The organism is Serratia sp. CY76391 (assembly GCF_052166695.1).
In the GTDB taxonomy this organism is placed as follows: domain Bacteria; phylum Pseudomonadota; class Gammaproteobacteria; order Enterobacterales; family Enterobacteriaceae; genus Serratia; species Serratia nematodiphila.
This window is the reverse complement of record NZ_JBJNOJ010000007.1, coordinates 21,954-47,696: the sequence shown is the minus strand read 5'-3', so window position 1 is coordinate 47,696 and position 25,743 is coordinate 21,954. Positions and strand designations below refer to the sequence as shown.

The 25,743-nt window shown below is 61.9% G+C and carries 22 protein-coding genes; 12 read left to right on the top strand and 10 right to left on the bottom strand.

Annotation, left to right across the window (positions count from 1 at the left end):
* Nucleotides 1–10: 10 nt before the first annotated feature.
* On the top strand, nucleotides 11–547 hold the full coding sequence (hpt, locus tag ACJ8PN_RS13550) for a hypoxanthine phosphoribosyltransferase (protein ID WP_048234659.1): 537 nt from the start codon (nucleotides 11–13) through the stop codon (nucleotides 545–547).
* A 38-nt stretch (nucleotides 548–585) separates the two neighbouring features.
* Here the strand turns inward: hpt and can are convergent, their stop codons facing one another.
* Nucleotides 586–1,242 carry a carbonate dehydratase gene (gene can / locus ACJ8PN_RS13545; RefSeq protein ID WP_015379031.1) on the bottom strand — a complete coding sequence of 219 codons (657 nt, stop codon included), beginning with the start codon at nucleotides 1,240–1,242 and terminating at the stop codon, nucleotides 586–588.
* A gap of 210 nt (nucleotides 1,243–1,452) precedes the next feature.
* Here can and ACJ8PN_RS13540 point away from each other — a divergent pair, with 210 nt between their 5' ends.
* From ACJ8PN_RS13540 to ACJ8PN_RS13530, 3 genes are all read left to right on the top strand, one after another.
* Nucleotides 1,453–2,376 carry an ABC transporter ATP-binding protein gene (locus ACJ8PN_RS13540; protein WP_021504747.1) on the top strand — a complete coding sequence of 308 codons (924 nt, stop codon included), beginning with the start codon at nucleotides 1,453–1,455 and terminating at the stop codon, nucleotides 2,374–2,376.
* Entirely contained in the window at nucleotides 2,373–3,143 is a 771-nt protein-coding gene (locus ACJ8PN_RS13535) for an ABC transporter permease (protein WP_004937535.1), read from the top strand. Before ACJ8PN_RS13540 ends, ACJ8PN_RS13535 begins: the two co-directional genes overlap by 4 nt.
* A gap of 177 nt (nucleotides 3,144–3,320) precedes the next feature.
* Nucleotides 3,321–4,601 carry a polysaccharide deacetylase family protein gene (locus ACJ8PN_RS13530; protein WP_171454738.1) on the top strand — a complete coding sequence of 427 codons (1,281 nt, stop codon included), beginning with the start codon at nucleotides 3,321–3,323 and terminating at the stop codon, nucleotides 4,599–4,601.
* A gap of 34 nt (nucleotides 4,602–4,635) precedes the next feature.
* Here ACJ8PN_RS13530 and panD read toward each other — a convergent pair whose 3' ends face one another.
* From panD to panB, 3 genes are all read right to left on the bottom strand, one after another.
* Entirely contained in the window at nucleotides 4,636–5,016 is a 381-nt protein-coding gene (gene panD, locus ACJ8PN_RS13525) for an aspartate 1-decarboxylase (RefSeq protein WP_004937544.1), read from the bottom strand.
* Nucleotides 5,017–5,161: 145 nt separating this feature from the next.
* Entirely contained in the window at nucleotides 5,162–6,016 is an 855-nt protein-coding gene (gene panC / locus ACJ8PN_RS13520; protein WP_015379028.1) for a pantoate--beta-alanine ligase, read from the bottom strand.
* A gap of 23 nt (nucleotides 6,017–6,039) precedes the next feature.
* Nucleotides 6,040–6,834 (bottom strand): 3-methyl-2-oxobutanoate hydroxymethyltransferase, encoded by a 795-nt coding sequence (gene panB / locus ACJ8PN_RS13515; protein WP_004937548.1) that lies wholly within the window; start codon nucleotides 6,832–6,834, stop codon nucleotides 6,040–6,042.
* Between the two features lie 166 nt (nucleotides 6,835–7,000).
* Here panB and qseB point away from each other — a divergent pair, with 166 nt between their 5' ends.
* A complete protein-coding gene (gene qseB, locus ACJ8PN_RS13510; RefSeq protein ID WP_004937550.1) occupies nucleotides 7,001–7,663 on the top strand; it encodes a quorum sensing response regulator transcription factor QseB in 663 nt (220 codons plus the stop codon).
* The gene (gene qseC, locus ACJ8PN_RS13505) at nucleotides 7,660–9,018 is read left to right on the top strand and encodes a quorum sensing histidine kinase QseC (protein WP_442535008.1); all 1,359 of its coding nucleotides are present in this window, start codon (nucleotides 7,660–7,662) and stop codon (nucleotides 9,016–9,018) included. The genes qseB and qseC overlap by 4 nt, the downstream gene beginning before the upstream one ends.
* Nucleotides 9,019–9,023: 5 nt before the next feature.
* On the opposite strand, the gene folK is transcribed toward qseC, so the two are convergent.
* From folK to thpR, 6 genes are all read right to left on the bottom strand, one after another.
* Complete coding sequence (folK, locus tag ACJ8PN_RS13500) at nucleotides 9,024–9,524, bottom strand: 2-amino-4-hydroxy-6-hydroxymethyldihydropteridine diphosphokinase (RefSeq protein ID WP_004937558.1); 501 nt, start codon at nucleotides 9,522–9,524, stop codon at nucleotides 9,024–9,026.
* Nucleotides 9,524–11,071, bottom strand: coding sequence for a polynucleotide adenylyltransferase PcnB (pcnB, locus tag ACJ8PN_RS13495; protein WP_071591451.1), 1,548 nt, complete (start codon nucleotides 11,069–11,071; stop codon nucleotides 9,524–9,526). The genes folK and pcnB overlap by 1 nt, the downstream gene beginning before the upstream one ends.
* A 61-nt stretch (nucleotides 11,072–11,132) precedes the next feature.
* Nucleotides 11,133–12,044 carry a tRNA glutamyl-Q(34) synthetase GluQRS gene (gluQRS, locus tag ACJ8PN_RS13490; RefSeq protein WP_437189648.1) on the bottom strand — a complete coding sequence of 304 codons (912 nt, stop codon included), beginning with the start codon at nucleotides 12,042–12,044 and terminating at the stop codon, nucleotides 11,133–11,135.
* Nucleotides 12,045–12,238: 194 nt separating this feature from the next.
* Nucleotides 12,239–12,694, bottom strand: a complete 456-nt coding sequence (dksA, locus tag ACJ8PN_RS13485; RefSeq protein WP_004937569.1) for an RNA polymerase-binding protein DksA — start codon at nucleotides 12,692–12,694, stop codon at nucleotides 12,239–12,241.
* 183 nt (nucleotides 12,695–12,877) lie between these two features.
* The gene (gene sfsA, locus ACJ8PN_RS13480) at nucleotides 12,878–13,585 is read right to left on the bottom strand and encodes a DNA/RNA nuclease SfsA (protein WP_351108353.1); all 708 of its coding nucleotides are present in this window, start codon (nucleotides 13,583–13,585) and stop codon (nucleotides 12,878–12,880) included.
* A complete protein-coding gene (gene thpR / locus ACJ8PN_RS13475) occupies nucleotides 13,582–14,124 on the bottom strand; it encodes an RNA 2',3'-cyclic phosphodiesterase (protein WP_004937575.1) in 543 nt (180 codons plus the stop codon). Before thpR ends, sfsA begins: the two co-directional genes overlap by 4 nt.
* 190 nt (nucleotides 14,125–14,314) lie before the next feature.
* Between thpR and hrpB the strand changes: the two genes are divergently transcribed.
* From hrpB to fhuB, 6 genes are all read left to right on the top strand, one after another.
* A complete protein-coding gene (hrpB, locus tag ACJ8PN_RS13470; protein WP_442535007.1) occupies nucleotides 14,315–16,753 on the top strand; it encodes an ATP-dependent helicase HrpB in 2,439 nt (812 codons plus the stop codon).
* Nucleotides 16,754–16,871: 118 nt separating this feature from the next.
* A complete protein-coding gene (mrcB, locus tag ACJ8PN_RS13465; RefSeq protein ID WP_016930056.1) occupies nucleotides 16,872–19,373 on the top strand; it encodes a bifunctional glycosyl transferase/transpeptidase in 2,502 nt (833 codons plus the stop codon).
* A gap of 251 nt (nucleotides 19,374–19,624) precedes the next feature.
* Nucleotides 19,625–21,823 carry a ferrichrome porin FhuA gene (fhuA, locus tag ACJ8PN_RS13460; protein ID WP_171454732.1) on the top strand — a complete coding sequence of 733 codons (2,199 nt, stop codon included), beginning with the start codon at nucleotides 19,625–19,627 and terminating at the stop codon, nucleotides 21,821–21,823.
* Nucleotides 21,824–21,870: 47 nt separating this feature from the next.
* On the top strand, nucleotides 21,871–22,668 hold the full coding sequence (fhuC, locus tag ACJ8PN_RS13455) for a Fe3+-hydroxamate ABC transporter ATP-binding protein FhuC (protein WP_442535006.1): 798 nt from the start codon (nucleotides 21,871–21,873) through the stop codon (nucleotides 22,666–22,668).
* Nucleotides 22,668–23,576 (top strand): Fe(3+)-hydroxamate ABC transporter substrate-binding protein FhuD, encoded by a 909-nt coding sequence (gene fhuD, locus ACJ8PN_RS13450; RefSeq protein WP_442535005.1) that lies wholly within the window; start codon nucleotides 22,668–22,670, stop codon nucleotides 23,574–23,576. The genes fhuC and fhuD overlap by 1 nt, the downstream gene beginning before the upstream one ends.
* Nucleotides 23,573–25,561, top strand: a complete 1,989-nt coding sequence (fhuB, locus tag ACJ8PN_RS13445) for a Fe(3+)-hydroxamate ABC transporter permease FhuB (protein WP_171454729.1) — start codon at nucleotides 23,573–23,575, stop codon at nucleotides 25,559–25,561. The genes fhuD and fhuB overlap by 4 nt, the downstream gene beginning before the upstream one ends.
* The last annotated feature ends 182 nt before the right edge of the window (nucleotides 25,562–25,743 follow it).

Below are 25,743 nucleotides of genomic sequence, written 5' to 3'. Positions count from 1 at the left end.
CCTGAATACTATGAAACACACTGTAGACGTAATGATTTCCGAGCAGGAAGTTAAGACCCGTATCGCCGAACTTGGCCGCCAGATCACCGAGCATTACCGCGACAGCGGCAGCGACATGGTGCTGGTCGGGCTGCTGCGCGGCTCCTTCATGTTCATGGCCGATCTCTGCCGTGCGATCGACGTGCCGCACGAAGTCGACTTTATGACCGCCTCCAGCTACGGCAGCGGCATGTCCACCACCCGTGACGTGAAGATCCTCAAGGATCTGGACGAAGACATTCGCGGCAAAGACGTGCTGATCGTGGAAGACATCATCGATTCCGGTAACACGCTGAACAAAGTGCGCGAGATTTTGGCGCTGCGCGGGCCGAAGTCGCTGGCGATTTGCACCTTGCTGGACAAACCTGAGCGCCGTGAAGTGCAGGTGCCGGTTGAATATGTCGGCTTCTCGATCCCGGATGAGTTCGTGGTGGGGTATGGCATCGACTACGCTCAGCGTTATCGTCACCTGCCGTACGTCGGCAAAGTGGTGCTGCTGGACGAGTAATTGGATGTGGGGCGCGGCAAGCCGCGCCCGCGGCGGGGTTATACGCCTTTATCCTGCTTCAGTTTGGCTATCGCTTTGCGGTAGCCCATCTCCAGGCTCTCGCGGCTGGTCGCCAGCACTTCCATATCGCGCAGGCGGCCGTCCTGAATGCCGTACACCCAACCGTGGATCATCACCTTCTGGCCGCGCTTCCAGGCCGATTGCATGATGGTGGAGTGGCCCAGGTTGTACACCTGTTCAATGACGTTGATCTCGCACAGCATGTCGAAACGCTGTTCCGGCGGCAGCTCGCCCAGCAGCGAGCTGTGCTTGTACCACAGATCGCGAATGTGCAGCAGCCAGTTGTCGATCAAACCCAGCTCCGGGTTTTCCACCGCCGCCTGCACGCCGCCGCAGCCCAGGTGGCCGCAGATGATGATGTGTTCGACTTCCAGCACATCTACCGCATATTGCACCACCGACAGGCAGTTAAGATCGGTGTGGATAACGAGGTTCGCCACGTTGCGATGGACGAACAGTTCACCCGGCTCGAGGCCGGTCAGGCGTTCTGCGGGAACGCGGCTGTCAGAGCAACCAATCCATAAGAAGCGGGGCTTTTGCGCCTGGGCTAAACGTTCAAAAAAATCCGGGTCTTCCTGACTGATATTGGCCGACCAGGCCTGGTTGTTGGCGATAAGCTCTTCGATTTCTTTCATGGAGGTGATTGACCCGTAACGGACAGATTGCGTTGGGGTAATATAGGGTAAGCGTCACAATTTGGAAATCGGAACAGTGGTGCAGCCTCATTTAGCGCACGGATTCGACGCAGTGAAAACGTCGCCGATGCTAGGATTATCGTTAGTGTTTCAAGCCTCGCAAACAGGGGAGTGGCGGCATACTCATCGTTATAAGGTACTATTTTACATATGAATTATGCACTGGAATTAGCGCAGCTGACCAAGACTTACGCCGGTGGCGTCAAGGCGCTGCGCGGCATCGACCTGAGCGTCGAAGCGGGGGACTTTTATGCCCTGCTGGGGCCAAACGGCGCCGGAAAGTCCACCACCATCGGCATCATCAGCTCGCTGGTGAACAAAACGGCCGGCAGCGTACGGGTATTCGGTTACGACATCGATAAAGACATCGTCAACGCCAAGCGCCAGCTCGGCCTGGTGCCGCAGGAGTTCAACTTCAATCCGTTTGAGACCGTGTTGCAGATCGTGGTGAACCAGGCGGGTTACTACGGCGTCACGCGGCGTGAAGCGATGGCGCGCGCCGAAAAATACCTCAATCAGCTGGATCTGTGGGGCAAGCGCAACGAGCGCGCCCGCATGCTGTCCGGCGGCATGAAGCGCCGCCTGATGATCGCCCGCGCGCTGATGCATCAGCCGAAGCTGCTGATTCTCGATGAGCCGACCGCCGGGGTGGATATTGAGCTGCGTCGCTCGATGTGGGGCTTCCTGAAAGATCTGAACGCCCAGGGCACCACCATTATCCTCACCACCCACTATCTGGAAGAGGCGGAAATGCTGTGCCGCAACATCGGCATCATCCAGAACGGGGAACTGGTGGAAAACACCTCGATGAAGGGGCTGCTGGCCAAGCTGAAGTCGGAAACCTTCATCCTCGATCTGGCGGCGAAGAGCCCGCTGCCGAAGCTGGACGGTTACCACAGCCGCCTGACGGATACCTCGACGCTGGAAGTGGAGGTGATGCGCGAGCAAGGGCTGAACGGCCTGTTCGCCCAGCTGAGCGCGCAGGGCGTGCAGGTGCTGAGCATGCGCAATAAGGCGAACCGCCTGGAAGAGCTGTTTGTCACCCTGGTTAACGGCAATGGAGAGAAAGCATGACGCGGTTGTATTGGGTGGCCTTACAGAGCATCTGGGCCAAAGAGGTAAACCGGTTCGCGCGCATCTGGATCCAGACCCTGGTGCCGCCGGTGATCACCATGACGCTGTACTTCATCATCTTCGGTAACCTGATCGGCTCACGCATCGGCGATATGCACGGCTTCAGCTACATGCAGTTCATCGTGCCCGGCCTTATCATGATGGCGGTCATCACCAACTCCTATGCCAACGTCGCCTCGTCGTTCTTCAGCGCCAAGTTTCAGCGCAACATTGAGGAACTGCTGGTGGCGCCGGTGCCGACCCACGTGGTGATCGCCGGCTATGTCGGCGGCGGCGTGGCGCGCGGCATCTGCGTCGGCGTGCTGGTGACTATCATCTCACTGTTCTTCGTGCCGCTGCAGGTGCACGCCTGGTGGGTGATTGCGCTGACGCTGCTGCTGACGGCGATCCTGTTCTCGCTGGCGGGGCTGATCAATGCGGTGTTCGCCACTACTTTCGACGACATCAGCCTGATCCCGACCTTCGTGCTGACGCCGCTGACTTACCTGGGCGGGGTGTTCTACTCGCTGTCGCTGCTGCCGCCATTCTGGCAGGCGGTGTCCAAGCTGAACCCCATCGTTTATATGATCAGCGGCTTCCGCTACGGTTTCCTCGGCATCAACGACGTGCCGCTGGCGTTCACCATGGCGGTGTTGGTGGCGTTTATCGCGGTGTTTTACCTGCTGTCCTGGTACCTGATCGAGCGTGGCCGCGGCCTGCGCAGCTGATCGTATCGCGCCCTCGCTTTCCCGGCGGGGGCGTTTTTCTTGATTTGGCGCAGGCGGCGCGTAAATCAATAGAATTGCTCAAATAACCGCTAGTTCCCCGCTGTTCAAATCGTGCTATGCTGGCGCTCCACATTTCCTCCACTTTTGTCATTACGCACTCGTAAGCAGAACATCATCATGCGGTCTCGATACACGTTAACGGCTGGGTTGCTCGGCATTCTGATGTCGTTGGTTTCCCCTGTGAGCCTGGCTAGTCTGCTGTCGGAAGACAGCGCGGTTAAATCTGAATACATGGAAGCGCAGCGCGATAGCGAAGTCTATGCGTTGGTGGGCGAGCATGTGATCCCGGTAGGGGAAGTGAAGCGCGGGCAACTGATCCAGGTCTTCCCGGCGGATGCGGAATACTACGAATTCAAATTCGGGCACGGTACCGGCTTTATCGATAAAGACGACGTGCGTGAATTGAAGAAGTCGCGCAAGGTGCAAGACGATCTGGGCGAGCTGAACAAACCGCTGACCAACCAGAATCTGATCACGCAAAAAACGATCGACGTATACACCGCAGCGGATAAGGACAGCGAGGTATTGGGCACGCTGGAAGGCAACCTGCGCTATCCGATCATCGGCAAGCTGAAGGATCGCCTGAACAACACCTGGTACGAGGTCAACATCGGCGAGCGGCTGGGGTTCATTAATGAGTTGGACTGCGAGATCGATAACGGCATACCGGTGCTGACTTACCACCACCTGCTGAAAAACGAAGAGAACAAACGCTTCCGCCACACCTCGACCACCACTTCAGACGTGGCGTTCAGCAACCAGATGACCTACCTGAAGCAGGCGGGCTACGACACCATTTCGCTGTACCAGCTGGAAGCCTACCTGAAAAATCAGATCAACCTGCCGGGCAAGGCGGTTGTGCTGACCTTCGACGACGGGCTGAAATCGGTGTATCGCTACGCTTACCCGGTGCTGAAGGATTACGGTTTCCGCGCCACGGCGTTCATCATCTCTTCGCGCATCAAACGCCATCCGCAGAAATGGAACCCGGACTCGCTGCAGTTCATGAGCGTCTCGGAGCTCAAGCAGATTCAGGACGTGTTCGACGTGCAGTCGCATACCCATTTCCTGCACCGCACCGACGGTAATCGCCAGCCGATTTTGCTGAGCCGTTCGCTGCACAATATCGAGTTTGATTTTGAGCGCTCACGCCGCGCGCTGTCGCAGTTCAATCCGCACGTGCTGTATCTGTCTTACCCGTTCGGCGGCTATAACCAACGGGCGATTCAGGCGGCGCAGGACGCCGGTTTCCATTTGGCGGTGACCACGGTGCAGGGCAAGGTAAAGCCGGGGGATAACCCCTATACGCTAAAGCGGCTGTATATTCTGCGCACCGACTCGATCCAGACCATGGCGGATCGGATAGCCAACAAGCCGGGCACGGTGGTGGTGCAATAAGGAAGAACGGGCGCGCAAGGCGCCCGTTTTATTGTCAGGCGACCTGAACCGGCACGGCTTTCGCCTTGCGCTGCAGGTTGTTGTCACCTTCGAAATAGGCGACTTTCGGGTGGTGTTGGCGGGCGTCGGCGTCGGTCATTTGCACATAGGAGCAGATGATCAGTTTGTCGCCGACGCAGGCGCAGCGTGCGGCGGCGCCGTTGACCGAAATGATGCGCGAACCGCGCTCGGCGGCGATGGCGTAGGTGGAGAAGCGCTGGCCGTTATCCACGTTGTAAATATCGATCGCTTCATATTCCAGAATGCCGGCGGCCTCCAGGAAATCCTGGTCGATGGCGCAGGATCCTTCATAGTGCAAGTCAGCCTGAGTGACTTTGACGCGATGCAGCTTGCCTTGCAGCATAGTACGTATCATAGCTTTACCTAACTGAATATCGGCCTTCACAGGCGCTGGGGTTGAACATCTCTCCTGCATCCCTGCAATCTCTATCGTCACCGATTGCTCCGCCATTGTCTACCAATGGTCAGGTCTTCTGGGTGACGACAGTATAAAAAACGGCTTACAGCGTCAGGTCGACCTGCTGGTTGTCGATAAGACGCGCCTTGCCCAGCCAGGCTGCCATCAGCACCACCGCTCGCTGGCTGTCCACCGTCAGCGGCTGCAGGCTGTCGGCGTCGCGAATAAACAGCTCATCCGGCGTAAAGCCGGCGGCGCGCAGCTGCTCGGCGGTCTGCTCCAGCAGCGCTTCGATCTGGCGCTCGCCATTGGCCAGCTGTTGCGCCAGCGCGTTCATGATCTTGCTTAGCTGCGGCGCTACCTTGCGCTCTTCGGCGGTCAGGTAGCCGTTGCGCGAGCTGAGGGCCAGGCCGTCTTTGGCGCGCACGGTCGGCACGCCGACGATATCGATGTCGTAACCCATGTCCGCCACCATTTTGCGGATCAGCGCCAGCTGTTGGTAATCCTTCTCGCCGAAACAGGCCAAATCAGGCTGCACCAGGTTGAACAGCTTGCTGACGATGGTGGAAACGCCGCGGAAGTGGCCCGGCCGGCTGGCGCCTTCCAGGATGGTGGAGATGCCCGGCACGTCGACGTAGGTCTGTTGCTCCAGGCCCTGCGGATAAACCGCGGCCGGGGCCGGCGCAAACACCAGATCGACGCCGCGGCGGGTCAGCTTCTCGCTGTCTTCCTGCAGCGTGCGCGGGTAGCGCGCCAGATCGTCCGGCCGATCGAACTGCATCGGGTTAACGAAGATGCTCACCACCACCACGTCGGCGCGGGCGCGCGCTTCATCGACCAGCGTCATGTGGCCGTCGTGCAGGTTGCCCATGGTCGGCACCAGCGCGATGCGTTTGCCTTCCTGGCGCCAGCGGCGGATCTGCTGACGCAGCATCGGCAGGGTTTCGATAATAATCATTGGGTGACTCCTGGAACCATCGCTTAGTTAAAAGAGTGTTCAGCCGCCGGGTAGAGGCCTTGCTCCACTTCCTGAATGTAGTGCTGCACCGCCGTGCGGATATCGCCGCTCTGCGCCAGGAAGTTCTTGGCGAACTTCGGCGTGTGGCCGCCGGTGATGCCGAAGGCGTCGTGCATCACCAGGATCTGGCCGTCGGTGCCGTTGCCGGCGCCGATGCCGATGACCGGAATGGACAGCGCTTCGGTGATCTGGCGCGCCAGCTCGGTCGGCACGCATTCCAGCACCAGCAGCTGAATGCCGGCCAGTTCCAGATTCTGCGCGTCCTGCAACAGCTGCTTGGCGGCCAGTTCGTCGCGCCCTTGCACCTTATAACCGCCGAACACGTTGACCGACTGCGGCGTCAGGCCCAGGTGGCCGCATACCGGCACCGCGCGTTCGGCGAGCATTTTCACCGTGTCGCACAACCAGCTGCCGCCTTCCAGTTTCACCATGTTGGCGCCGGCGCGCATCAGCTCGGCGGCGTTGGCGAAGGTTTGTTCGGGGGTGGCGTAACTCATGAACGGCAGATCGGCCAGCAGCAGGCAGGCCGGCGCGCCGCGGCGCACGGCGCGCGTGTGGTAGGCCACGTCGGCGACGGTGACCGGCAGCGTGGAGTCGTGGCCCTGCAGCGTCATGCCCAGCGAATCGCCCACCAACAGGACTTTGATGCCTTGTTCTTCAAACAGTTTGGCAAAGCTGGCATCGTAGGCGGTAAGGGTAGCAAACTTGCGTTGCTCCTGTTTCCACTGGCGCAAGTGGGTCACGGTGGTGGGTTTCATCACAACGTCTCCTGAAACGGGCCGTGCGGCGTACGCAGGCCCAGGCTGCAAAAAAGTGCAGTCATTCTACTGTAACCCGATCGGGGTGGGTAGCGCGGATCGCCATGCTTAAGCGGTTCTTAAGAACCTTGTGGTGCAATGGCGCCAAGACTCAAAAGGGATACTCATGCGAATTCTGTTGATCGAAGATGACAAACTGATCGGGGACGGCATCAAGGCCGGGCTGACCAAACTCGGCTTCAATCTGGACTGGTTCACCGACGGCGCCGTCGGCAAAAATGCGCTGGACAGCGCGCCGTACGACGCGGTGATCCTCGATCTCAGCCTGCCGGGCCTCGACGGCCTGGATCTGCTGCGCCAGTGGCGCCAGGCCGGGCAGGACGTGCCGGTGCTGATCCTCACCGCCCGCGATGCGCTGGAGCAGCGGGTCAGCGGGCTGCAAAGCGGTGCCGACGATTATCTGTGCAAGCCGTTCGCGCTGGCCGAAGTGGCGGCGCGCCTGCAGGCGCTGATCCGCCGTCGCCACGGCCAACTGATGCCGCAGCTGACGCATGGCAACGTGGTGTTCGACAGCGCCACCCGCAGCGTGAGCTGCAACGGTGAGCCGGTGACGCTGACGCCGCGCGAATTGGCGGTACTGGAGCTGTTTCTGCACAACAAAGGGCGCGTGCTGGCGCGGCCGTTGATTCAGGAGAAACTGTACAACTGGGACGACGAAGTGAGCAGTAACGCGGTGGAGGTGCATATTCACCACCTGCGGCGCAAGCTGGGTAACGGCTTCATCCGTACCATCCACGGCGTGGGTTACACGCTGGGGGATGCGCCGTGAAGCGTCTCAGCCTGCGGCTGCGCCTGATCCTGATCTTCAGCCTGCTGGCGCTGCTGACCTGGTGCACCGCCAGCGTGGTGGCCTGGGTGATGTCGCGCAACACCATCAACGAAGTGTTCGACACCCAGCAGATGCTGTTCGCCAAGCGGCTGGCGACCGCCAACCTCGGCGATCTGTTGGCCGATGAAAGCGCGCGCAGCCTGCCGAAAACCAAGAAGCTGGTGCATCACGGCCAGCGCGGCGAGCAGGACGACGACGCGCTGGCGTTCGCCATCTTCGATCGCCAGGGCAAGATGCTGCTCAACGACGGCGAGAACGGCGCCGACTTCCTGTTTGACGGGGAGCGTGAGGGTTTTACCGACGGCGAGCGCAAAGGCGATGACGACAGCTGGCGCCTGGTGTGGCTGACCAGCCCGGACGGGCGCTACCGCATCGTGGTCGGCCAGGAGTGGGATTACCGGCGCGATATGGCGCTGGGCATGGTGACCGGCCAACTGGTGCCCTGGCTGGTGACGCTGCCGGTGCTGATGCTGCTGATCGCGCTGATGGTCGGGCGCGAGCTGCGGCCATTGCGCACGGTAGCCGCCGGTTTGCGCCGGCGCGCGCCCGATGATGCGACGCCGCTGGACGCGCGCCAGGTGCCGACCGAGGTGCGCCCGCTGGTGGATGCGCTCAATGCGCTGTTTGCCCGCATCAATGCGTTGCTGGTGCGGGAGCGACGCTTCACCTCCGATGCCGCGCACGAATTGCGCAGCCCGCTGGCAGCATTGCGGGTGCAGACCGAAGTGGTGCAGTTGGCGGGGGACGATGCGCCGATGCGCGAGCACGCGCTGGACAACCTGACGGTCGGCATCGATCGCGCCACCCGGCTGGTGGATCAGCTGTTGACGCTGTCGCGGCTGGATTCGCTGTCGGATCTGGCCGAACTGGCGCCGATAGACTGGAACAATCTGGTGACGATGACCCTGGCGGAACAGGACCGGCAGGCGCATGCGGCGGGCGTGACGCTACGCTATGAACATCGGGGAAAGCCGCCGCCGCGTCAGGGAGAAACCTTGCTGCTGTCGCTGCTGTTGCGCAATCTGCTGGACAACGCGGTGCGCTACACCCCGCAGGGCGGCGTCGTCACCGTGACGTTGAGCGAACGTTCGCTGACGGTGGAGGACGACGGTCCGGGTGTCACCACGGAGCATCTGGCACGGCTCGGAGAGCGCTTCTATCGCCCGCCGGGACAGGAGCAAACCGGCAGCGGGCTGGGGCTCTCGATCGTACAGCGTATTGCCGGCTTGCATGGTTTACAGGTCAGTTTCGCCAATCGCCCGGCGGGGGGATTTGTCGCGCGGTTGGCGCTGTAGGCGGGTCAGGATTTCGGTTTTGGCGAGTGCCACAGCGCCATGCCGTTTTCCGGCACGCGCTTGAGGCAGCTGGCGAGCGGTTCGCCATCGGGGAAAATCAGATCGGGGGCGATTTCTGCCAGCGGGTAGAGCATGAATTCGCGCTCTTTCAGGCCATAATGCGGCACCGTCAGGCGATCGGTATGGATCACCTTGTCGCCGTACAGCATGATGTCCAGATCGAGCGTGCGCGGCCCCCAGCGTTCATCCTTGCGCACGCGTCCCTGATTGCGTTCTATCGCCTGGGTATGGTCGAGCAGCTGTTCGGGCGGCAACAGGGTATCCAGTGCCACCACCGCATTGAGAAAGTCCGGCTGGTTTTGCGGCCCCAGCGGCTTGGTGCGGTAAAACGAAGAACAGGTGACCAGCCGGGTGCGCGGGAGATGCTCCAGCGCCTCCAGCGCGGCGTTAACCTGTTGCAGCGGCTGCGCCAGGTTGCTGCCCAGCGCGATATAAACGCGGATCATTATGCCCCTTCTTTACGCGGTGCCCGGCGGCGAGGGCGGCGTTGGCGCGCGCGGCGCGGCGCCGGATCGTCACCCAGGGTGCTCAGCATGGCTTTCTGCCGCGCCGGCGTGGCGTCCTGGAACTCGCCCCACCACTCGGCCAGACGCAACATTTCCTGATTGTCTTCCACTTCCGCACGCAGCGCCAGCAAATCATAGGCGGCGCGGAATTTCGGATGCTCCATCAGTTTGTGCGCGCGTTTGCCCTGGCGGCGGGACAGGCGCAGCTGCAGCTGCCAGATATCGCGCACCAGCGTGGTGATGCGTTTCGGGATGGCCAGCGAGCGGCACTGCTCGTCGAGCACGTCGTTCATCGCCAGCGCGAAGGCGTCGTAGTAGGCCAGGCCGCTTTCCTGCGCCAGCTTCTGCGCGTGCTCCAGCAGCGGGTACCACAGCATGGCGGCGAACAGGAACGCCGGGTTGACGCGCATGTCGTTCTGCAGACGGTGATCGGTGTTCTTCAGCACCTGCACCAGAATGCGCTCCATCGGCGTATCGTGGTTCGGCGTGAAGTTACGGGCGATCAGCGGGAACAGCGGTTGGAACAGCTGGTATTCGCACAGCTTCAGGTAGGTCTGGAAACCGTAACCCGCCTGCAGCAGCTTGAGGGATTCTTCGAACAGGCGCGCCGGCGGGATCTCATGCAGCAGCGAGGCCAGGCGCGGGATCGGCTCGGCGGTCTCTTCGCTGATGCGCATGTCCAGCTTGGCGGCGAAGCGCACCGCGCGCAGCATGCGCACCGGATCTTCGCGGTAGCGGGTTTCCGGATCGCCGATCAGGCGGATCACGCCTTGCTTCAGATCGTTCAGGCCGCCGACGTAATCGCGCAGGGTGAAATCCGCCACGCCGTAGTACAGGCTGTTGATGGTGAAATCACGGCGCTGGGCGTCTTCCTCGATCGAACCGAAGATATTGTCGCGCAGCAACATGCCGTTTTGCGCCTGCTGGGAGGAATTCTTGTCGGATTCCTGATTCTGTTCGTGGTGACCGCGGAAGGTGGCCACTTCGATGATCTCCGGCCCGAACATCACGTGCGCCAAGCGGAAACGGCGGCCGACCAGGCGGCAGTTGCGGAACAGCTTGCGCACTTGCTCCGGCGTGGCGTTGGTGGTGATGTCGAAGTCTTTCGGCTTTTTGCCGAGCAACAGATCGCGCACCCCGCCGCCGACCAGATAAGCCTCGTAGCCGGACTTGTTCAGGCGATAAAGCACTTTCAGCGCATTTTCGCTGATGTCTTTACGGGAGATCGAGTGCTGTTCGCGCGGGATCACGGTCATCGAGTCGTTGCTCTCGGCGATAGGAAAAGGCGGACGCTTACGCGGCGTTGAGCGGCGGGCAGGGGCGTTGCTGCCGTTATCGGCGGCGCGCGGCTGCGGCGCAGGGCGGCTTGGCGCCGCGGCACGCTCTTCGCGGACTACGTTTTTATCGCCGGCCGCCGCGTCGTCGCGGGGCAGCTTGTCATCGCGGGTCAGTACCTTACGACAGAAGTTGGCTACTCGGGTAAAAATGGTACACCTCGATAGTGACTGATAAAAATGGAGCTAACAAAAAATAGCGGCTAATCATAGCTCACCATGGCTCCTTTGAGAATGCCGGCGTGTTTTCATCCAGAGAGATAGCCTCCTGACGCGGCACGTTTTCCAACCGCCAGTGTTCGATCGCCCAGCTCAATAATAATGGCAGGTCAAGATCTTGCCAGCTTTCCGGCAGCGGTTGGCGCAGAAATTTCAGCGCGGCGATCAGCACCGGCCGCGGATCGCCGGCGGGCAACGCCGGCGCATGATTTTGCTTCGACAGCTTGATGCCGTTGGCGCCCAGAGCCAGCGGCAGATGCACATAGGCGGGTACCGGCGCCTGCAGCTGGCGGTAGAGGGCAATTTGGCGCACCGTCGGTTCGATCAGATCGGCGCCGCGGACAATCTCGGTCACGCCCTGAAAATGGTCGTCGATCACCACCGCCAGGTTGTAGGCGAACAGCCCATCGCGGCGGCGAATGATAAAGTCCTCCCCCGCCAGCGCCGGATCGGCGTGCAATTCTCCCTGCAGGCGATCGTGGAACCGGTAAACGGGGGCGGTCTGACGCAAGCGGATAGCGGCACCCTGCGGGCCGAGCTGCAAATCGCGGCAGTGGCCGTCGTACAATCCGCCGATTTGCTGGATGCGGCTGCGGGTGCAGGTGCAGTAATAGCTGAGCCCCTGGCGCTGCAACAGATCCAGCGCGGCGCGATAGGCGTCGTGACGTTGGGATTGATAGATGACCTGGCCGTCCCAGTGGAGACCATAATGTTCCAGCGCGGACAGGATGCGAGCGGCGGCGCCGGGGACTTCACGCGGCGGGTCGATATCTTCGATGCGAACCAGCCACTGCCCGCGTTGGGCGCGAGCCTGAAGGTAGCTTCCCAGAGCGGCAATCAGCGAACCGAAATGCAGATCCCCGGAAGGCGATGGGGCAAAGCGCCCCACATAATGACTTTCTTGCATATCAGAGGGGAGAGGTTCCCTTTTCTCTGTGCGGCGCACGGGATGCGCACGCCGCAGCGGTAACATACTCGTTATGCTTGAAACTGCATCTGTGTTAGCTGCGCCTGCTTACCCGAATCACTTACTTGAGTAAGCTCATCGGGATGCGCATTCTTGCCGCCTTGATGCAGCTCCAATCATTTAGAGTAGCGGTATTAGCCGGCCATCTGCTTTTCGCGGATCTCAGCCAGCGTCTTGCAGTCGATGCACAGATCGGCGGTCGGACGCGCTTCGAGGCGACGAATACCGATCTCCACGCCACAAGATTCGCAGTAGCCGAAATCATCGTCTTCCACTTTCTTCAGCGTTTTCTCGATCTTTTTGATCAGTTTGCGTTCACGGTCACGGTTACGCAGTTCAAGGCTGAACTCTTCTTCCTGAGTGGCACGGTCGGCCGGATCAGGGAAGTTGGCTGCCTCTTCTTGCATATGCGATACAGTACGGTCCACTTCGTCCCTGAGCTGGTTGCGCCACGCTTCAAGAATGCGCTTGAAATGCGACAACTGGGCGTCGTTCATGTACTCTTCGCCCGGCTTCTCTTGGTACGGCTCCACCCCAGCGATGGCGAGAATGCTCAAGGACGAGGTTTTACGGTTTTGCCCTTCTTGCATGTTGCTTCTCCTACATACACACGCACTATCGAATCCCCAATGCGGGGGAAAAACAGGCCGCTATAAATAACAGAAGGAAGGTAGGTTGGCAATTATTCCTGTCGCCCGCTTGACAATCGTGTGAAGGAGGGCGTATTTGGCGATCGTGCTGGCCGGTTGTCTATTTATAGGGACCCGACTGCGCTAATCGATAAAAAACGGCAGCTTATCGCAGAGATAAATACCGTCAGGTGATAACTTTGCCCCGTAGCAAACCACTTCCACTCCCAACTGCCGGACCTGTGCCAACAGCGCCGCATAGCGCTCATCTATATGATGTGCCGGTGCGACCTGCTCAATACCGCTGTGTAACACGGCAAAGAACAACACCGCCCGTTGCCCGCTTTCAACCACGCTGAGCAACTCACGCAGGTGCTTTTGCCCTCTGAGCGTTACCGCATCAGGAAAGTAACCACGTTGTTGTTGCAGTAATGTGACTGACTTAACTTCAATATAGCAGTTAACCCGATTTTCTGCCTGTAATAACAAATCGATACGGCTGTTTTCACCGCCGTATTTCACCTCGCCGCTGATTTTACTGTAACCGGATAATTCATTGATTAAATTATGTTCAACTGACTCGCGCACCAGCGCGTTGGCGCGCAGGGTATTGACGCAGATCCAGTGCCCCTGTTGGGTATGGGTCAGCTCCCAACTGTGGGCGTATTTGCGCTTGGGATTGTCCGAGGTGGAGTACCAAACGGTGTCGCCGGGCGTGGCGCAGCCGGTCATTGCGCCGGTATTGGCGCAGTGCAGCGTAAAGGTTTCCCCTTCCGGGGTGATCACGTCCGCCAGAAAGCGTTTGTAACGTTTGATCAGCGTGGCGGAACGCAGCGGTGGAGAGAAAATCATGCGGATGCCTGTTTGGCCAGCGGCCACTGTTCGAGGTGTTGATAGCGGGTGCGGCCGTTTTCGAACACCGACTCATATAAGGAAAAGGCGTCGGCGCTGAACGCCCAGCCCGGCGTCGCCGGCGGGAGCGCCACCGGCTGGGTGGCGGCGCGCAGCAGCGTGATGTGCGGATGGAACGGCAGCGCGCTTTGATGGCAGCCGCTGCGTGCGGCCTGCGAACGCAGCAGCTCGGCCAGCTGCAGCAGCCCGCGCGGCGCGCGGCGGGTGCCGAGCCAGACCACGCCGGGGCGCGGCCAATGGCCGAGATCGTCGAGCCGCATGCTGAACCCGGGTTGTACGATGCGGCCGGCCAGTTTGCGCAGCGCCAGCTCTTTCTGCGCGCTGACCTCGCCGAGAAACGCCAGCGTCAGGTGCAAATTGGCCGCCGCCACCGGCCGGCCGGCCTCCGGCGCAAACGCCTCGGCGCGCCAGCGGACCACCTGCTGTTGCAGGGCGTCAGGCAAGGACAGGGCGAAAAACAGGCGGCGCGAATTGGACATAAGGACTCGGCAAATGCATGACAAAACGGTCGGGAACAGCGGTAAACGTTACTGGCAGCGGCCCCGCGAGCGGCGCGGCGCACGAATGAGCTCCGTACTATAGCTAACGACGCCGCAGTTTGAAAGGCTACGGGGACAAAGCTAATGCTACACTGTACGCCGTTTAACGCTAACCACTACGGAGAATTCAGTGTCTTCATTGCCCGTCAGCGCGGTGCTCGATGAGTTGCTGGCTGCGCTGCAGTCTGCCCCGCAGGTGCTGTTGCACGCCCCGACCGGCGCCGGTAAATCCACCTGGTTGCCGCTGCAGATCCTGGCTAAGGCCGGGTTGCCGGGGCGCATTATCATGTTGGAGCCGCGGCGGCTGGCGGCGAAAAATGTCGCCTATCGCCTGGCGCAGCAACTGGGGGAGGAGCCTGGTCAGACCGTGGGCTACCGCATGCGCGCCGAAAGCAAAAGCGGGCCGCAAACCCGACTGGAAGTGGTGACGGAAGGCATTCTCACCCGCATGCTGCAGCAGGATGCCGAGCTGCAGGGTGTGTCGTTGGTGATCCTCGATGAGTTCCATGAACGCAGCCTGCAGGCCGATTTGGCGCTGGCGTTGCTGCTCGACGTGCAGCAAGGGCTGCGCGACGATCTGAAGCTGCTGATCATGTCGGCCACCTTGGATAACGCTCGCCTGTCGCAGTTGCTGCCGGAAGCGCCGGTAGTGGTGTCTGAGGGGCGCAGTTTCCCGGTTGAACGCCTGTATCAGCCGTTGGCCAGCCATCAGCGGCTGGAGGACGGCGTAGCGGCGGCGGTGAAGCGGTTGCTGGCCGAACAGCCGGGATCTTTGCTGCTGTTCCTGCCGGGCGTGGCGGAGATCAATCGGGTGCTGGAGCGATTGAGCGGCGAGGTGGCGAGCGATACCGATCTTTGCCCGCTGTATGGTGCCTTGCCTCTGGCGCAACAGCAAAAAGCGATTCAGCCGGCGGCGCCTAGCCGCCGCAAGGTGGTGCTGGCGACCAACATCGCCGAAACCAGCCTGACGATCGAGGGCATTCGGCTGGTGGTGGACAGCGGCCTGGAGCGCGTGGCGCGTTACGACGTGCGCAACGGTTTGACGCGGCTGGCGACGCAGCGCATCAGTCAGGCCTCGATGGTGCAGCGTGCCGGGCGCGCCGGGCGCCTGGAGCCGGGCCTTTGCTGGCATCTGTTCGCCAAAGAACAGGCGGAACGCGCGGCGGAACATGCCGAACCGGATATTTTACAGAGCGATCTCACCGGCTTCTGGCTCGAATTGTTGCAGTGGGGTTGCTACGATCCGGCGCAGCTGACCTGGCTTGATGCGCCTCCGGCGGCGGCATTGGCGGCGGCCAGGGCGTTGTTGCGCCGGTTGGGGGCTACGGATGACGGCGACAAACTCACCGCGCCGGGGCGCCAGATGGCCGCGTTGGGATGCGAGCCGCGGCTGGCGGCGATGCTGGTCGCCGGCGCGACGCTGAGCGCCGACGGCCTGGCGACGGCGGCGTTGTTGGCGGCGTTGCTGGAAGAACCGCCGCGCGGTGGGCAGATGGATATCGGTTATTGGCTGAGCCGCCCGCAAGCGAACTGGCGGCAGCGTGCCGCGCAGTTGGCCAAACGCCTGCCGCAACGTGCGGGGCAAGTCGACGTCGAGTTGGCACCGCACCTGTTGGCGTCGGCATTTGCCGATCGCATCGCCCAGCGCCGTGGTCAGGACGGCCGCTACTTGCTGGCTAACGGCATGGGGGCGGCGATGAACCAGGATGAGGCGCTGTCGCGCGCGCCCTGGCTGATCGCCCCCAGCCTGTTGCAGGGCCACAACAGCCCCGATGCGCGTATCCTGTTGGCGTTGCCGGTGGACATCGAAGCGCTGGCGGCGCAGCTGCCGACGATGGTCATGCAGCGCACGGCGGTGGAATGGGATGAAGAGAAGGGCACGCTGCGCGCCTGGAAGCGCCAGCAGATCGGCCGTCTGACGCTGCGTGCCCAGCCGCTGGCCAAACCGGCGGACGAAGAGCTGCAGCAGGCGCTGCTCGATTGGGTGCGCGCGCAGGGGCTGGCGGTGCTCAACTGGGAGGGCGCCGCCGAACAATTGCGGGTGCGCCTGCAGTGCGCGCAAGCCTGGCTGCCGGAGGCGGAGTGGCCGGCGATGGATGAAGAGCCGCTGCTGGCGGCGCTGGATCAGTGGCTGCTGCCGTCGCTGAACGGCGTGCGCGATCTGCGTGGCTTGAAGCAGGTCAACCTCGCCGAGGCGTTGTCCCGCCTGCTGGACTGGCAGCAAAAGCAGCGGCTGGATAATGCGCTACCCACTCATTACACTGTGCCGACCGGCAGCCGCCTGCCGATCCGTTATGAGGCCGGCAAACCGCCGGCGCTGGCGGTGCGTTTGCAGGAGATGTTCGGCGAGCAGCGCAGCCCGATGTTGGCGGAGGGTCGCATCCCGGTGGTGCTTGAGTTACTCTCACCGGCGCACCGGCCGTTGCAAATCACCGGCGATCTGGCGGCCTTCTGGCAAGGCGCCTACCGCGAGGTGCAAAAAGAGATGAAGGGCCGCTACCCGAAACACGTGTGGCCGGACGATCCGGCCACGGCGGTACCGACGCGCCGAACGAAGAAATATCAGTAGGTCGCGATCATTCAAGGTTTGGAATTCAGATGTTTCTTCTGGTCAGCGCTGCGGCGTCGGCACAGATTAAGCGACTAATCATGGCCGGCAGTGTCGGCAAGCTCGGAGAACAACAGCCATGGCTGGGGATGACCGCGAGCCCATCGGGCGCAAAGGAAAACAACCAAAAAGCACCGCGTCGCGCAAGCCGCCGCGCCGTCGCCGAGACGACGATTATGACGATTACGAAGAAGACGAGTATGACGATGATGAGTATGAAGAGGAGGAGGAACGCATGCCGCGTAAGGTAAAAGCGACTCCGCCGCGTAAAAAACGCCGCTGGCTCGGCCTGATTATCAAACTGATCCTGGTGCTCGCCGTCCTGTTGGCGATCTACGGCGTCTACCTGGACTCGCAGATCCGCAGCCGCATCGACGGCAAAGTCTGGCAATTGCCGGCGGCGGTGTACGGTCGCATGGTCAACCTGGAACCGGGCATGCCGTACAGCAAGAAGGAGATGGTCAACCTGCTGGAAGGCATGCAGTACCGTCAGGTCAGCCGCATGACGCGTCCGGGCGAGTTTACCGTACAGGCCAACAGCATCGAGATGCTGCGCCGCCCGTTCGACTTCCCGGATGGTAAAGAAGGGCAGATCCGCGCCCGCCTCGATTTCCAGAACAACCGCCTGGCGAAGATCGAAAACCTGGACAGCGGCCGCAGCTTCGGCTTCTTCCGCCTCGATCCGCGTCTTATCACCATGCTGCAGTCGCCGAACGGTGAACAGCGCCTGTTCGTGCCGCGCTCCGGTTTCCCGGATCTGTTGGTGGATACGCTGATCGCCACGGAAGACCGCCACTTCTATGAGCATGACGGCATCAGCCCGTACTCCATCGGCCGCGCGGTGCTGGCCAACCTGACCGCCGGCCGTGCGGTGCAGGGCGGCAGTACCCTGACACAGCAGCTGGTGAAGAACCTGTTCCTGACCAACGAACGTTCGCTGTGGCGTAAGGCCAACGAAGCCTATATGGCGCTGTTGGTCGATTACCGTTACAGCAAGGATCGCATTCTGGAGCTGTATCTGAACGAGGTGTATCTCGGCCAGAGCGGCAGCGACCAGATCCGCGGCTTCCCGCTGGCCAGCCTGTATTACTTCGGCCGCCCGGTGGACGAGCTGAGCCTCGATCAGCAGGCGTTGCTGGTCGGCATGGTCAAGGGCGCGTCGCTGTACAACCCGTGGCGTAACCCGAAACTGGCGCTGGAACGCCGCAACCTGGTGCTCAAACTGCTGCAGAACCAGGGCGTGATCGACGGCGAGCTGTATGACATGCTGAGCGCGCGTCCGCTGGGCGTACAGCCGAAAGGCGGCGTCATTACGCCACAGCCGGCGTTTATGCAGATGGTGCGTCAGGAACTGCAAACCAGGCTGGGCGATAAAGTGAATGACCTGTCCGGGGTGAAAATCTTCACCACGCTGGATCCGGTGTCGCAAGACGCGGCGGAAAAAGCGGTCGAAGACGGCATCCCGGCGCTGCGCGCCGCGCGTCACCTGCAGGATCTGGAAGCGGCGATGGTGATCGTCGATCGCTTCAGCGGTGAAGTGCGCGCCATGGTCGGCGGCGCCAACCCGCAGTTCGCCGGTTTCAACCGCGCCATGCAGGCGCGCCGTCTGGTCGGCTCGTTGGCCAAGCCGCCGACGTATCTGACCGCGCTGTCCGAACCGGATAAATACCGCCTCAACACCTGGCTGGCGGATGCGCCGCTGTCGCTGAAACAGCCGAACGGCGCCGTCTGGCAGCCGAACAACTATGATCGCAAATTCCGCGGTCAGGTGATGCTGGTGGATGCGTTGGCCAACTCGCTGAACGTGCCGACGGTGAACCTCGGCCTGTCGGTCGGGCTGGATCAGATCAGCGCCACGCTGCAACGCCTGGGGATCCCGAAAGCGGAGATCAACCCGGTGCCTTCGATGCTGCTGGGGGCGATCGGCCTGACGCCGATGGAAGTGGCGCAGGAGTACCAGACCATCGCCAGCGGCGGTAACCGTGCGCCGCTGTCGGCGGTGCGTTCGGTGATCGCCGAAGACGGCACGGTGCTGTACCAGAGCTTCCCGCAGGCGGAGCGTATGGTGCCGGCGCAGGCCGCTTACCTGACGCTGTACGCGATGCAGCAGGGCGTGGCGCGCGGGACCTCCCGCTCGCTGTCGGTGAAGTTCCCGAACTACAACCTGGCGGCGAAAACCGGTACCACCAACGATCTGCGCGACAGCTGGTTCGCCGGCATCGACGGCAAGGAAGTGGCGATCGCCTGGGTCGGGCGCGATAACAACGGCCCGGCCAAGCTGACCGGCGCCAACGGCGCGTTGACCCTGTATCGTCGCTATCTGGAAAACCAGACGCCGCTGCCGCTGATGCTGCAGCCGCCGGAAGGCATTAACCAGATGAGCATCGACTCCGCCGGCAACTTTATCTGCGGCGGCGGCAGCTGGCGCACCATCCCGGTCTGGACCGACAATCCGCAGGGATTGTGTCAGGCCAGCCAGGCGGCGGTGCAACAACAGCAGCAACAGCAACAACCGGCGGCGGGTGAGCAAAAAGATGGCGATGGCGTCGCCGGCTGGATCAAGGATATGTTCGGTCAGTAATCGATGCCGGGGCGCCCGCCCCGGTGAAAATTTTTGCTTTGTTATTAAGCCCGTAACCTTGGTTGCGGGCTTTTTTATTTTTCCGCTCGTTTTATTTCCCTGTTAACTGTAAGGCTAAGCGCCTAATCCTTAACCTATTTGCCCTATGAATTCGGCTTGCAGTTTAATTTGGCTTCTGCATAAAATGCGACGCTTATAATAATTATTATCGTTTACATTCGTCATTTAATAATTCATCAGAGAAATCAACCATGCTGACCAAGCGTCTTTCATCATCCGCGGCCAAGCAGAGCCGTCTCCCCGTCAGTGCGTTAGCGATCACCGTCGCCGCGGCGCTGGGCACGCTGGCGATGCCGGCTTTTTCCGCCGACGCCAAGCCGGCCGCCAAGGAAGACACGATTACCGTTGTGGGCAGCAGCAACACCGCCCAGCAGGAAAGCGCCTGGGGGCCGGTCGGCACCTATGTCGCCAAGCGCAGCGCCACCGGCACCAAAACCGATACGCCGATCGAGAAGAACCCGCAGTCCGTTTCCGTGGTAACGCGTGAAGAGATGGATATGCGCCAGCCGGATACGGTGAAGGGCGCGCTGGCCTATGCGCCGGGCGTATTCGCCAGCCGCGGCAGCTCCACGACCTATGACGCGGTGGCAATCCGCGGCTTCCCGGCTACCAACACCACCCAGTATCTGGATGGCCTGCGGCTGCTGGGCGACAACTACAGCGAAGCGTCCATCGATCCTTATTTCCTCGAGCGCGCCGAGTTGCTGCGCGGCCCGGTCTCGGTGCTGTACGGCAAAAGCAACCCCGGCGGTTTGGTCGCCCTGGTCAGCAAGCGGCCAACCACCGAGCCGCTGCGCGAAATCCAGTTCAAGATGGGCACCGATAACCTGTTCCAGACCGGTTTCGATTTCAGCGACGCGCTGGACGATCAGGGCATCTATTCCTATCGCCTGACCGGCCTGGCGAAAGACAGCGATGCGCAGCAAAACATGAGCAAAGAGAAGCGCTATGCGATCGCGCCGTCCTTTAGCTGGCGCCCGGATGACAAGACCAACTTCACGCTGCTGGCCAACATTCAAAACGATCCCTATACCGGTTATTACGGCTGGCTGCCGAAGCAGGGCACGCTGATCCCGTTGCCGGACGGCAGCAAACTGCCGACCGATTTCAACGAAGGCGAAGCCAGCAACTATACCTCCCGCAAGCAGCGGATGATCGGGTACAGTTTCGAACACGCCTTCAACGATACCTGGGCGGTGCGCCAGAACTTGCGCTATCTGCAGTTGGACACCGATATGAAGAGCATTTATGGCAGTGGCGTTTCTGCTGCGACGCCGACGACGATCAATCGCGCCTATGTTCAGTCGAAAGAGCACCTGAACAATTTCTCGGTGGATACTCAGGCGCAGGCGAAGGTGAAAACCGGCGATATCGACCACACGCTGTTGTTCGGCGTGGACTACATGCGCATGCGTAACGATATCAATGCCGCATTTGGCACAGCGGACGGGCTGAGCATGACCCATCCGCAATACGGGAATGACGCGGTCAACATCAACTTCCCCTACCATTATCTGAACCGTCAGGAGCAAACCGGCCTGTATGTGCAGGAGCAAGGGGAGTGGAATCAGTGGCTGCTGACGCTGGGCGGGCGCTATGACTGGGCGAAGACTTCCGCTTATAACCGCGATACGAGTTCGACGAGCCAGCAGACCGACCGGCAGTTCACCTGGCGCGGAGGCCTGAACTATCTGTTCGACAACGGCGTGACGCCGTATTTCAGCTACAGCGAGTCGTTTGAGCCGAATTTGGGCACGACGCAAGGGGGCAGTACGTTCAAACCTTCGATCGGCAAGCAGTATGAAGCCGGTGTGAAATACGTGCCGAAGGATCGCCCAATCGTGCTGACCGGCGCGCTGTACCAACTGACCAAGAACAACAACCTGACGCCGGATCCGGATAACGCGCAGTTCAGCGTGCAGAGCGGCGAGATCCGTTCGCGCGGCGTGGAGCTGGAAGCCAAGGCGGCGTTGAATGCCAACGTCAACCTGATCGCCTCCTATACCTATACCGATGCGAAGTACACCAAGGACAATACCTATCAGGGCAAACCGACCGTCGAGGTGCCGAAACATATGGCGTCGCTGTGGGCGGATTATACCTTCCACGAAACGGCGGTGAGCGGCCTGACGCTGGGTTCCGGCGTGCGTTACGTCGGCTCCAGCTCGAGCTTCAACAGCGATAACTCCACCTTCAAGGTGCCGGACTACACGCTGGTGGACGCGACCATTAAATACGATCTGGCGCGCTTTGGCCTGCCGGGTTCGTCCGTGGGCGTCAACATCAACAACCTGTTCGACAAGACCTACGTGTCGAGCTGCTACCGCGACTACGCCTGCTACTGGGGCGCAGAACGCCAGGTGGTCGCCACCGCAACCTTCCGTTTCTAACCGGATAGCCGGGGCGGCGCCGCGTCGCCCCGGACAAAGCAGGATCTATGCAGGACAAACTTCTTAATCCCGGCGCGACCTTCGCGCTGGATAACGCCAGTTTCGCTGTCCCCGGCCGGGTGCTGCTGCAACCGCTGTCGCTCAGTTTTCCCCAGGGCAAAGTCTGCGGCCTGATCGGCCATAACGGTTCCGGTAAATCCACCCTGTTGAAACTGCTCGGGCGGCACCATGCGCCCAGCGGCGGTCTGGTCTTGCTTAATCGGCAGCCGTTGGCGCAGTGGGACAGCAAATCCTTCGCCCGCCAGGTGGCCTACCTGCCGCAGCAGTTGCCGGCGGCGGAAGGCATGACGGTGCGCGAGCTGGTGGCCGTCGGCCGTTATCCGTGGCATGGCGCGCTGGGGCGTTTTGGCGCCAACGATCGTCAACAGGTGGAAGAGGCCATCGAGCTGGTGGGCTTGAAGCCGTTCGCCAACCGGCTGGTGGACAGCCTGTCCGGCGGCGAGCGCCAACGCGCCTGGCTGGCGATGATGGTGGCGCAGGACAGCCGCTGCCTGCTGCTCGACGAACCGACCTCGGCGCTGGATATCGCGCACCAGGTCGAGGTGCTGGCGCTGATCCAGCGCCTGAGCCGCGAACGCGATCTCACGGTGATCGCCGTACTGCACGACATCAACATGGCGGCGCGCTACTGCGACCATTTGGTGGCGCTGCGCGGCGGTGAAATGATCGCCCAGGGCGGCCCGTTGGAGCTGATGCAGGGGCCGGTGCTGGAGCAAATTTACGGTATTCCTATGGGCACGTTGCCGCATCCGAGCGGCGGCGCGCCGGTGAGTTTTGTCTACTGATGTCCTCTGCATTCACTTCTTCTCACGATCCGCTGCGCCGCCGTTTGTTGATGGCGCTGGCTCTGTCGCCGCTGTTGGGTTCGTTGCCCGGCCGAGCGGCGGATGCGCCGCCGGATATCGCGCGCGTTGCGGCGCTGGAATGGTTGCCGATCGAGCTGCTGTTGGCATTGGGCGTGACGCCGCTGGCGGTGGCCGATGTGCATAACTACAACCTGTGGGTGGCGGAGCCGACGCTGCCGGCGACGGTGGTCGACGTCGGCCAGCGCACCGAACCGAACCTCGAACTGCTGCAGCAGCTTCGGCCTTCGCTGGTGTTGCTGTCGCAAGGCTATGGCCCGACGCCGCGCAAAATCCAACCCATCGCGCCAACCATGAGCTTCGGCTTCAACGACGGCAGCGGCAAACCGCTGACCGTCGCCCGCCAGTCGCTGCTCGCGCTGGGCCAGCGGTTGGGCATAGAAAGCCGGGCGGTAAACCACCTGGCGCAGTTCGACAGCTTTATGCAGGACGCGCGTCAGCGCCTGCAAAGCTACACCCGGCAACCGCTGCTGTTGTTTTCGCTGATCGACACGCGCCATGCGCTGATCATCGGCCAGAAAAGTCTGTTCCAGGAAGCGATGGATCAACTCGGCATTCGCAATGCCTGGCAGGAGCCAACCGATTTTTGGGGCACGGCGGTGGTGGGGATTGAACGGTTGGCCACGGTGCGTAACGCCCGGGTCATTTATCTCGATCACGGTAATCAGGCGATGATGGACAAGGTCCGCGCGACGCCGCTGTGGCAGTCGTTGCCCTTCGTGCGGCAAAACCAGCTGCGGCAGGTGCCGGCGGTGTGGTTCTATGGTGCTACGCTGTCGACGATGCGTTTCTGCCGTCTGTTGGCGCAAGCTCAGGAGAGTGCGTCATGAATGCGGGCATCCGGAAATTGCCGCTGACGCTGATCCTGCTGTTGCTGGCGGCGGCAGGCGGTTTGACGATATATAACCTGGTGCAGCAGCTGCCGCCGGCGCAATGGGCGCGGGCGCTGAGCGCGCCGGACATCGACGACGTGCGGCAAATGCTGTTCCATTACAGCCTGCTGCCGCGGTTGACGGTGTCGCTGTTGGCCGGCGCCGGTCTGGGGTTGGTTGGCGTGCTGTTCCAGCAGGTGTTGCGCAATCCGTTGGCGGAACCGTCGACGCTCGGCGTGGCCGCCGGCGCGCAGCTCGGCCTGACCATCGCCACGCTGTGGGTGCTGCCGGGGGGCGAGTTCACCCGCCAGTTGGCCGCTATGGTGGGGGCGATTGTGGTGGGCGGGCTGGTGTTCGGCGTCGCCTGGGGCAAGCGAATGTCGCCGGTGACGCTGATTCTGGCCGGGCTGGTGCTGGGGTTGTATTGCGGCGCGGTCAACAGCCTGCTGGCGCTGTTTCATTACGATCAGCTGCAGGGCATGTTCCTGTGGGGCACCGGCGCGCTGAACCAACAGGATTGGAGCGCGGTGCAGTTTATCCTGCCGCGTTTGCTGGTGGCCAGTGCGCTGGCGGCGCTATTGCTGCGCCCGCTGACGCTGCTGGGGCTGGACGACGGCGTGGCGCGCAACCTGGGCCTGGGGCTGTCGATGGCGCGCTTCTGCGCTCTGGGACTGGCCATCATCTTCAGCGCCATGCTGGTGAGCGCGGTGGGCGTTATCGGCTTTATCGGTCTGTTTGCGCCGCTGATGGCGAAGATGCTGGGCGCGCGCCGTCTGGCGCACCGCATGATGCTGGCGCCGTTGCTGGGGGCGCTGTTGCTGTGGCTGACCGATCAGGTGATGCTCGGGGTCACGCAGGTGTGGCGCGAGATCCCGACCGGTGCGGCCACCGCGCTGTTCGGCGCGCCGCTGCTGCTGTGGCTGTTGCCGCGTTTGCGCAGCGCCGCCACGCCGCCGCCGATGAACCTGGGCGACAAGGTGCCTGCCGAGCGCGGGAATCTGCCCGGCTGGATCCTGCTGGGTGGCCTCGTATTGCTGATCGGCCTGACGCTGGCGCTGATGCTGGGCAAAAACGCCGGCGACTGGCACTGGAGCCTGGGGGCGGAGCTGGACTCCCTGCTGCCGTGGCGCTGGCCGCGGGTGCTGTCGGCGTTGGCTGCGGGCATGATGCTGGCGGTCGCCGGCACGCTGATCCAGAAGCTGACCGGCAACCCGATGGCCAGCCCGGAAGTGTTGGGCATCAGCTCCGGCGCCGCTTTTGGCGTCGTGATGATGCTGTTTATGGTGCCGGGCGACGCCTTCGTTTGGCTGCTGCCCGCCGGCAGTCTGGGGGCGGCCGTTACGCTGCTGATCATCATGATCGCCGCCGGCCGCGGCGGTTTCTCGACGGAACGCATGTTGCTCGCCGGTATCGCGCTCAGCACCGCCTTTACCACCGTCATCTTCCTGCTGTTGGCCAGCGGCGATCCGCGTATGGGGGGCTTGCTGACCTGGCTCTCCGGCTCGACCTATTCAGTGGAGCCGGCGCAGGCGCTGCGCACCGCGCTGGTGGCCGCCGGCCTGATGGTATTGGCGCCGCTGTGCCGCCGTTGGCTGACCATCCTGCCGCTCGGCGGCGCTACCGCTCGTTCGGTGGGGATCGCCTTGACACCTGCGCGATTGACCATCCTGTTGCTGGCCGCCACGCTGACCGCCATGGCGACCCTGACCGTGGGGCCGCTGAGCTTTGTCGGGCTGATGGCGCCGCATATGGCGCGCATGCTGGGCTTCCGCCGCGCGCTGCCGCAGATGGTGATCGCCGCGCTGCTGGGCGGCTTGCTGATGGTGTTTGCCGACTGGTGCGGGCGGATGCTGCTGTTCCCGTACCAGATCCCCGCCGGGTTACTGGCGACCTTCATCGGTGCGCCGTACTTCGTTTATCTGTTGCGTAAGCAGACGTCGTAATCGGCATCTCGGCCGTGCTTTTTCTGCCATCAAAGGCTCAGCGTCGCTGAGCCTTTTTTTATTTTTCATGGTGTTGTAAGGCGCTGCGAGCGGTTGCGCAAAAATGATATTGCGTGCGAAAAGGAACACGAGGCGTGGTGGTGAGATGAATATACTGCGGGCGGGTGCTCTGGAGCTTTGTC